The sequence below is a fragment of the Streptomyces sp. CB01635 genome, from assembly GCF_002803065.1.
GTDB lineage: Bacteria > Actinomycetota > Actinomycetes > Streptomycetales > Streptomycetaceae > Streptomyces.
Genome location: NZ_NNBL01000038.1, coordinates 40,743 through 49,567, shown reverse-complemented (window position 1 = coordinate 49,567; position 8,825 = coordinate 40,743). Strand labels below are relative to the sequence as shown.

General features: G+C 71.7%; 7 protein-coding genes. 1 reads left to right on the top strand and 6 read right to left on the bottom strand.

Annotated features, from left to right (window positions below; all coding sequences use genetic code 11):
• Nucleotide 1: 1 nt before the first annotated feature.
• The 4 genes from CG723_RS42340 to CG723_RS42325 form a co-directional block, all read right to left on the bottom strand.
• On the bottom strand, nucleotides 2-2,005 hold the full coding sequence (locus tag CG723_RS42340; protein ID WP_100598884.1) for an alpha-ketoacid dehydrogenase subunit alpha/beta: 2,004 nt from the start codon (nucleotides 2,003-2,005) through the stop codon (nucleotides 2-4).
• A 237-nt stretch (nucleotides 2,006-2,242) separates the two neighbouring features.
• Nucleotides 2,243-3,040, bottom strand: a complete 798-nt coding sequence (locus CG723_RS42335; RefSeq protein ID WP_100598883.1) for an AfsR/SARP family transcriptional regulator — start codon at nucleotides 3,038-3,040, stop codon at nucleotides 2,243-2,245.
• 177 nt (nucleotides 3,041-3,217) lie between these two features.
• A complete protein-coding gene (locus CG723_RS42330) occupies nucleotides 3,218-4,117 on the bottom strand; it encodes a N5-glutamine methyltransferase family protein (protein WP_159032678.1) in 900 nt (299 codons plus the stop codon).
• Nucleotides 4,114-4,458 carry a chorismate mutase family protein gene (locus tag CG723_RS42325; RefSeq protein WP_100598881.1) on the bottom strand — a complete coding sequence of 115 codons (345 nt, stop codon included), beginning with the start codon at nucleotides 4,456-4,458 and terminating at the stop codon, nucleotides 4,114-4,116. Before CG723_RS42325 ends, CG723_RS42330 begins: the two co-directional genes overlap by 4 nt.
• Nucleotides 4,459-4,494: 36 nt before the next feature.
• Between CG723_RS42325 and CG723_RS42320 the strand changes: the two genes are divergently transcribed.
• Entirely contained in the window at nucleotides 4,495-5,361 is an 867-nt protein-coding gene (locus tag CG723_RS42320) for a prephenate dehydrogenase/arogenate dehydrogenase family protein (protein WP_100598880.1), read from the top strand.
• Between the two features lie 34 nt (nucleotides 5,362-5,395).
• Here the strand turns inward: CG723_RS42320 and pabB are convergent, their stop codons facing one another.
• Both pabB and CG723_RS42310 read right to left on the bottom strand, forming a co-directional pair.
• Complete coding sequence (gene pabB / locus CG723_RS42315; protein WP_100598879.1) at nucleotides 5,396-7,540, bottom strand: aminodeoxychorismate synthase component I; 2,145 nt, start codon at nucleotides 7,538-7,540, stop codon at nucleotides 5,396-5,398.
• Nucleotides 7,541-7,556: 16 nt separating this feature from the next.
• Nucleotides 7,557-8,768, bottom strand: coding sequence for a cytochrome P450 (locus CG723_RS42310; RefSeq protein ID WP_100598878.1), 1,212 nt, complete (start codon nucleotides 8,766-8,768; stop codon nucleotides 7,557-7,559).
• Between the last annotated feature and the right edge of the window lie 57 nt (nucleotides 8,769-8,825).

Here is an 8,825-nt window from a genome sequence, read left to right as displayed (position 1 = left end):
GTCAGGCCAGAACGGAACGGACGGCCGCGACCACGTCGTCGGCGGCGGGCAGCACAGCGCGCTCCAGGTCGGGGTGGAACGGGACGTGCACGTCCTCGCGGCTCACCAGGCGCGGCGGGGCGAGCAGCGAGTAGAACTCGTCGTCGGACGAGAGAAGTTCGGTGATCAGCCCGGCGCCGAAGCTGCTCGTACGGTTGTCCTCCTGCACCACGACCAGGCGCCCGGTGCGGCGCACGGAGGCGGCGACGGTCTTCCGGTCGAGCGGCACCAGCCAGCGCAGGTCGATGACGTCGGCCTCGACGCCGTCGGCCGCGAGACTCCCGGCGGCGTCGAGGGCGAGTTCGGTCCCGTTGCCCCAGCTGACGACGGTGACGTCGTCGCCGGTACGCAGCGTGCGGGCGCCGAGCGCGGGTGCGGGCCGCCCAGCCGGCTCCCGGCGCTGCCGCATCAGGTGCTTGGGCAGCAGGATCAGCGTCGGATCGGGTGCGGTGAACGACTCCAGGAAGGCGGCCTCGGTGTCCTCGGGGGTGGAGGGGACGACGACGCGCAGTCCGGGCAGGTGGGTGAACAGGCTCTCGTTGCTCTGGCTGTGCCAGATTCCGCCGCCCGGCAGATAGCCGCCCCAGGGCGCGTAGATGACGACGGGGCACTGCCATGCGGAGACCGTGCGCCAGCGCAGCGTGGTGAGCTGGGCGGCGAGCTGGTTGAAGGCGGGGCCGGCGAAGTCGATGAACTGGAGCTCCACGACGGGCCGCAGGCCGGCGGCGGCGAGCCCCACGGCGGCGCCGACGATGGTCGCCTCGGCGAGCGGCGCGTTGGTCATGCGCTCGCCCGCAACCTTGCCGAGCCCCTTGGTGAAGCCGAAGACGCCGCCCTTGGGATCGTCGATGTCCTCGCCGAACAGGACGAGTTCGGGGTGGCGTTCCAGGCCGGTAGCCAGGGCCCGGTTGACGGCGGACACCATCGTTCCGCCGCACGGCTCGGTGAGCGGTCCGGCGGCCGGTTCCTGTCCGGTGGGGTGCGCCGTCTCGCCCGCCGGCGCGAACAGATGCTCCATGATCAGCTTCGGATCCGCGGCCGGCTCGGCGGCGACCCGCGCGAAGACCGCTTCGACCTCGTCGGCTTGCCGGGCCCGCGTGCGCTCCAGCCATGCCTCGTCGACGGCGCCCTCCGCGAGCAGCCGTGCGGTGAAGATCTCCACCGGGTCGCGCAAGGTGGCGAGGTCCTCGCTGCTGCGGTAGACGCGGTGGTCGTCGGAGGACGTGTGCGGGTCGAGCCGGTCGAGGTGGCACCACAGCACCACGGGCCCCTCGCCGCCCCGCACGGCGCTCAGCGCTTCGCGGGAGGCGGCGTGCAGGGCATCGGGATCGGCGCCGTCGACCACGGTCGTGCGCTCCTGGGGCAGCAGGCCGAGCGCGTGCGGAGACATGTGCTCGGTCGGCGTGGAGATCCCGTAGCCGTTGTCGGAGACGAGGAAGACGACGGGCAGCCGCCGCTCCACCGCGAAGGCGACCGCCTCGAAGAACTCGCCCTGCCGGGTGGAGGCGTCGCCGATGGAGCAGACGACCGCTTGCTCACGGCCCGTCAACTGGGCGGCCCAGGCGGCTCCCACGGCGGGCAGGCACTGGCTTCCGGTCGGGCTCGCGATCGAGAAGACATTTCCCGAACGGTGGCCGAAGTGGGCGCTCATATTGCGCCCCGCCGAATGCGATCCGGCCTTGGCCATCAGATCGCGTGCCTGACCCTCGGTATCCATTCCGCGGGCCATGAGAACAGTGCGGTCGCGGTAGTGGGGAAAGATCAGATCCTGCGGATCCAACAGCTCACACAGCGCGGCCAGACCCTCGTGACCTGCGGAGGAAATATGGAACCAGGCCTCGCCCTGACGAAGCACGATGCCCGATCTGCGGTCGCATTCCCGCGAGAGCAGCATCAGTTCGAGGAAGTCAGCCCGCCGCTGCGCGGGTATCCCCGATGGCCGGGATTCCTTCGTCCGATTCTTCACAGCCAAATCGTGCCGTGTCGCCCGGGTCCCGAGCATCGCCCCCAATAGCCAATTCGCGGAGGGGTGTTGATACCTCGTAGGAGTGAGTCCCGGGAATTCGGCTACGGAAAAATAGTGAGCCCTCCCTCCCGGGAGGGAGGTCATCCGGGAGGGAGGGGGGCACGGCCCGCGCCCGCGGAGCCGGTCGGCTCACCCGCAGGACGAGGGGGGTCCGACGGTTGCGACCGCGTTCTCGGGTCAGGCGGGGACGGCGGAGGCGAGGGGCTCGGGGTGCGCCATGAGGATGGACCGCTGGAGCCTGCCGAGGGCCGTCGACGGCTCAAGGCCCAACTCCCGTACGAGGGTGGCACGCAGTCGCTGGTAGACGTTCAGGGCCTCCCCGCGACGCCCCGAGCGGTGCAGCGCGAGCATGAACTGGCCGTGCAGGCTCTCGTGCATCGGGTACTGGTTGACCAGCACGGTCAGTTCGGACAGCAGCTCGCGGTGCCGGCCGAGCCGCAGGTCCGCCTCGATGCGCTGGTCGAGGGCGCACAGACGGGTCTCCTGGAGCCGCCTGACCTCGAGGGTGATCTGGCTGCCGGCCTGGACGTCGGCGAGCGCGGATCCGGTCCACAGTGACAGCGCGTCGCGCAGCCGCTTGGCGGCACCCGCGTAGTCCTCGGCGTCCATGGCCCGGTACCCGGCGCCCGCGCGCCGTTCCAGTTCCTCGAAGTCGAGGGTGCCACCGCGGGTCTCGAGACGGTAGCCGCCCGGCAGCGTGACCAGGATGTCCTTGGCGGTCGCCTGCTCGTCCCCGCCCCGGTCCAGCGCCTCCCCGATCAGCTCGCGCAGTTGCAGGATGTAGGTCTGCAGCGTGGTGCGGGCGCTGCGGGGTGGCGTCTCGTCCCACAACTCCTCTATCAGCGTGCACACCGGTACGACGTGGTCCGCGTTCAGGGCGAGCAGCGCCAGGACCTGGCGGGGTTTGGGTGCGGTCGGCGCGATCGAGATGCCGTGCTCTCGCACCGACAACGGGCCCAGTACTTCGATGTCCATCGTTTCTCCCCTGTGGGTGCAAGCTGGTCGGCGCATGCAGGGTCCAGCTCCGGCACGGGATGAGCGTGCCGCGGCATCTGAACCCACACCCAAATAAAAAAACAGCACGGTCGGTTTGTCAATCCAAACCGTGTAGTCTTTTTTCTCATGAGCCCCCAGCCACACGGGAACCGCCTGTCACAGAGCGCGGCCGGACACCTCGCCGCGGACGGCGGTCAGACACCCGTCGTTGCATGTGGGACGCGACGCGGCCGCACTCCAGCGCCCCGTCCCGGCGAACAGCCGAGGCACGGACTCCAGCTGGTAACCGCCGTGCTCCAGCAGCACCACACCTCCGGGACGCAGCAGCCGGCTCGCCGTCAGCTCCATCGCGCGGATCATCTGAAGACCGCCCTCACCTGCCCAAAGAGCCAGCGGGGGATCGTAGTTGAGGACCTCCGGAGAACTGGTGCGCAGCCCGATGGGGATGTAGGGCGGGTTGGTGACGACCAGGTCGACGGTGCCGTCGAGCTCGGGGAAGGCATCCCGCGCGTCACCCTGCACGATCTTTGCTCCCGTGCCGTGGGCGTTCCGCACGGCGACCCGCACCGCGGCCTGCGCGAGTTCGATCCCGTACACCCTGGCCTGCGGGACGCGACGGGCGATGCTGACCGCCATCGTGCCGGGCCCGGCACAGAGATCGACCACCAAAGGAGACCGAATACCGGCCTGAAACAGACCGTGAAGTCTGTTAACTGCGTCGTCCACGATCTCCGCGGTCTCCGGCTTGGGCACGAAGACCCCGGGCGCCAGCTCGAAGCGGCGTCCCATGAACCAGGCGTGGCCCACGATGCGTTCGGCCGGTTCGCGGGCGGCACGCCGCTCCACATACGTCCACAAGTCCGCCGGGACCGGCCCCCGCAGCTGTCCGTCCAGGTCGTCGGGGGTCACCCGGACCGCGTGGGCTGCCAGGAGCCGGGCGTCGTCGCGCGCCGCCGCCTCCCCGATGCCCGCCGCGACGAGCCGTTCGACGGCGAGGTCCAGTGCGGCGGCGAGCGTCGTCGGCGTGGCCCCGGCCGTCCGCGCGGCGGTCGTCACGAGGCCCTCCGCTCCGGCTCGCCGGCGGCCGGGCCGCCCGTCGCGATCCACTCGTCCTCCAGGCGGCACGTCTCGGCGATGATCGTGTCGTACAGGCTCCGCAGGAACGCGGGGTCGATGCCGTGCTCCTGCGCGTACCGCGCGGCGCGGCCCTGCACCGTGGCGATGCGGTGCGGCTGCATCATCGCCACGTCGTGGACGCGCTTGTACTCGCCGATGCGCAGGCAGATCTCCAGCCGCTCCCGCACCGCGTCGAGCAGGCCGGCGTCGACGGCGTCGAGCCGGGCGCGCAGCGACTCCAGATCCTCGGCCGCGTCCGCGGGTCCGATACGTAGTGACATGACGATTCCTCTCTCGATGAAGAACTAGGGGGCAAGGTGTTCGAGCACTGTGTGGTGGCGGGCGGTACCGGCGAGGTGGGGCGGATGTTCGCCGGCCGGCTTGCGGGCTCGGGGGCACAGGTCCTCTGCCTCGATCCGGCGGCCTCGGCGCCCGCCGCCCTGGCCGACGACATCCGGGCTCCCGGCCCCGAGGCGGCCAGGGCCATCGCGGCGGCCGACCTGGTGCTGCTCGCCGTACCGGAGCCGGTGGCACTGGACGCGATCGGCCCCGTGACCCGGCTGATGCGCGCCGACGCCCTGTTCGCGGACACGCTGTCGGTGAAGGGCGGCATCGCCGAGCGCCTGCACGCCCTGGCGCCCGGCATCCAGGCGGTGGGGCTCAACCCGATGTTCGCGCCGTCGCTGCCCCTGCCGGGCCGGCCGGTGGCCGCGGCCACCGTCACCGACGGGCCCGCCGTCCGGGCGTTCCTGGCGCTGATCTCCGGGTGGGGCGCCCGGGTGGTCGAGATGTCCGCGCAGGAGCACGACGCGCTGACGGCCGCGCAGCAGGCGGCCACGCACGCGGCCGTCCTCGCCTTCGGCCTGGCGCTGGGAGAGCTCGGTGCGGACATCGGGGCGCTGCGCGCCACGGCGCCGCCGCCGCACCGCACGCTGCTCCAGCTCCTCGCCCGGATCTCCTCCGGCACCCCGGAGGTGTACTGGGACGTCCAGTCCGGCAACCCGCACGCGCAGGCCGCCCGGCGCGCCGTGGGCCACGGCCTGGAGCGGCTCGGCCGGGCGGTCGCGAGCGGTGACCCGTCGGCGTTCGAGACGCTCTTCCAGGAGCTGCGCGCCACGCTCGGAGAGCGGCACAGGACCGAACTGGCCGATGCCTGCGCCGAGTTGTTCGCGCAGCTGCGGTGAGGGCGGGCCGGGCCGGCCCGCCCTCCGACGGCGGTCACCGCACGCTGCCGGCCAGGAGTTCGCGCTTCCCGGCCGGGGCGACGGCTTGTGCCTGACGCAGCGCGCGCAGCGTGGTGCGGGCCTTGAGGAGCATCTCCTGCACCTCGTCGTCCGGGTCGGACAGCGCGATGACCGCGCCGCCCACACCGATGGTGGCGGCGTCCGCGGTGGCGACGATCGTACGGATGACGATGCTGAGGTCGACGGCCCCGCTCAGGGCGAAGTAGCCGAGCGCCCCGGAGTAGACGCCGCGCGGCCCGCCCTCGAGGCGGTCGATGAACTGCATGGTGCGCACCTTCGGCGCCCCTGTCATCGAACCGCCGGGGAACGCGGCGCGCACCGCCTCCGGCCGCGAGACATCCGCCGCGAGGCGTCCCCGTACGGTGCTCACCAGCTGATGCACGGTCGCGTACGACTCGACGTCGAACAGCTTCGGCACATGGACGCTGCCGATCTCGCAGACCTGCCCGAGATCGTTGCGGACCAGGTCCACGATCATCAGGTTCTCCGAGCGGTCCTTCTCGGCCGCGGCCAGGCCCCGGGCAAGGGCCTCGTCCTCGGCCGGGGTGGCACCGCGCGGCCTGGTGCCCTTGATCGGCTTGGACTCGGCGGTGCCCGCCGCGTCGATGCGCAGATACCGCTCGGGCGAGGACGAGAGCACGGCGCCCTCGGGGAACTGCAGGTACGCGGCGTACGGCGCCGGACTGATGGCACGCAGCGCGCGGTAGGCGGTGAGCGGGTCGACCCGGCCGGGCACGCGCAGCAGGTTGGTGAGGCACACCTCGTAGGTCTCGCCGTCGCGGATGAGACTCCGGCACTCCTCGACCAGCTCCCGGTACTCGGCGGCGTCGTGCCGGAACTCCACGTCCAGCGGCAGCAGTTCCTCGTCGGGCAGCAGGCGGAAGGGCGGGCGGGGCACGGTGCCGGCCAGGGCGCGGGCCGCGTCGGCGAGCCAGTCGTCGGCGTCGCGGGCGCTGGCCGGGTGCCGGTCGCTGCTCAGCGCGAGCAGCCAGGCACGGCCGTCGGCGTGGTCGACGGCGACCATCCGGTCCGCGAACACGAAGGCGCCGTCGGGCAGTTCGGCCGTGTGGGTGCGGTCGCCGCCGCTGTCGGCCTTGGTCTCGTATCCCAGGTAGCCGACGTAACCGAGGTTGAACTCGAAGGGCAGCTCCGGTGCGGGGGTGCTGCGCGCGGCCAGCTCACGCTCCAGGTGCGCGAAGAGCGTGCCGGGCCTCCGCAGCACCTCGTCACCCGAGCGGTCACGCACCCGCACCAGCCGTTCGGCGACGTCGTACGTGAGGATCTCGCCGAGCGGGCCCTGGGGCGCGCCGAGGAAGGTGAAGCGGGACAGGCCCGGGTCGACGCGGCTGCTGTCCAGCCAGAAGCGGGCCGGGGCATCCCCGAAGAGCTCCTCGAACGCGGCGTCGGCGTCCGGCGCCTCGGCCAGCTCCCGCACATGCAGCCGCAGATCGCCGGGCCCGCCGGGTCGGTCCTGCCGGGTGTCGTCGCCGGCCACGCCGGGCACCTCGACGCCCAGCGGGGCCCGTCCGAGGGCGCGCAGGCTCAGGTCGCGGAAGTTGGCGAGCAGCCGGTGGCCGTACTCGCTGCTCACGGACTCCGGATGGAACTGCACACCCCAGCGCGGCGCGCCGCGATGCCGTACGGCCATCAGCAGGCCGTCCCGCGTCGACGCCGTGGACTCCAGTTCGGCGGGCAGTTCGTGGACGGTGAGCGAGTGGTAGCGCACCACGCGCAGCGGCGAGGGGATCTCGGCGAACAGTTCGCGTCCGTCGTGCTCGATCCGGCTGGTGCGTCCGTGCACGGGTTCGGGTGCGTGCCCCACCTCGCCGCCGCCCAGCAGGCACAGCGCCTGGTGCCCGAGACACACGCCGAGCAGCGGCAGGTCCCACTCCTCGATGACCCGCCGGCTGAGTCCGAGGTCGGTGTCGGTGCCGGGGTGACCGGGTCCCGGGGAGACGACGACGTTGTCGAAGTCGGCCGGGTCCAGCGCCGCCCAGGCTGCGTGGTCGTCGTTCTTGATGACGACGGGGACCTCGGCGTTCACCTCGGCCAGCATCTGGAAGAGGTTGTAGGTGAACGAGTCGTAGTTGTCGATCAGCAGGGTTCGTACGGTACGCACGGCTGCCCCCTCGGTCTCAGGCTCGCCGCACGGTCAGCGGGAGATTCCGCACACCGAGCAGCCCGTCGCGGTGGTAGCGCAGTTGCGCGCCGGGAGTGATGCGTATGTCGGCGAAGCGGTCGAGGAGCGCCTCCAGCGCGATGCGGCCTTCCATACGGGCGAGCGGGGCGCCGAGGCAGTAGTGGATGCCGTGGCCGAAAGCGATCTGCTGGCGCGCCTCGCGCGTGGGGTCGAAGCGCTCGGGCTCCGGGAAGGACCGCTCGTCGTGGTTGGCGGACAGGAGCGAGGGGACGACCATGCGGCCGGCCGGGATGGTGACCCCGGCGAGCTCGGTCTCCTGGGTGGTGACCCGCGCCATGACGGTGATCGGCGGACGCAGGCGCATCACCTCTTCGATGACGGCCGGGACGATCCCGCGGTCGGCCCTCACCTGGGCGGCGGCCCCGGGGTTCTCCTCCAGGCACAGCACGGTGTTGCCGAGCATCATGGAGGTGGAGACGTGTCCGGCCATGAGCAACAGGCCGCCGAACTCGATTATTTGAGAGTCCGTCAGAGTCTCGCCCTCGACCTCGGCGGCGACCAGCTTGGAGATCAGGTCGTCCCCGGGGTGCTTCCTGCGGTCCTCGACGTGCCCGAGCAGATACTCGTGCATCGCCTTCATCGGTTCCTTGACGAGCTTCTCGTAGTCCTCGCCCGCCTCGTCGCCGAACTGCATGTCCGCCGGGTCCTCGACCTGCATCGACAGCATCCGGTCGGACCAGGAGCGAAACAGGGCGCGGTCCTCGGCCGGTACGCCGAGCAGCTCGGCGATGACGATGACCGGCAGCGGGTACGCGAAGTCGGCGACCAGGTCGAAGGAGTCGCCCTCGATACCGTCGAGCAGCTGCCCGGCGAGCTCCACGACCCGCGGTTCGAGGTCGGCGATCGTCCGCGGCGTGAACGCCTTGCTGACGAGCTGGCGCAGCTTTCGGTGCAACGGCGGGTCGATCACCGAGAGGATCTCCTCGGTGAGTGCCTCGGAGTCGGGGCGCAGCCGCTGCAGTTCGGAGGAGAACACGGCCGGGTCCGCGGAGACGGCGAGCACGTCGGCGTGCCGGTGGACGTGGAACACCCCGTACTCGTCCTCGTGGACGGGGTGTTCGTCACGCATGTTCCGCAGCCAGCCGAAGAGTTGGTGTCCGCCGTCCTCGACGGTCGGTCGGGGGGCGGGCAGGGTCTTCTGGGCCATCGAGGGGGTCTCCTTCGCGGGTTCGGTCCAGGGGCGGGCCGGCGGCCCGGTTCGGTG

Bases quoted from the DNA above. Each gene is read 5' to 3' on its own strand.
- CG723_RS42335 (WP_100598883.1), bottom strand. From the start codon at position 3,040: ATGGACATCGAAGTACTGGGCCCGTTGTCGGTGCGAGAGCACGGCATC.
- CG723_RS42325 (WP_100598881.1), bottom strand. From the start codon at position 4,458: ATGTCACTACGTATCGGACCCGCGGACGCGGCCGAGGATCTGGAGTCG.
- CG723_RS42310 (WP_100598878.1), bottom strand. From the start codon at position 8,768: ATGGCCCAGAAGACCCTGCCCGCCCCCCGACCGACCGTCGAGGACGGC.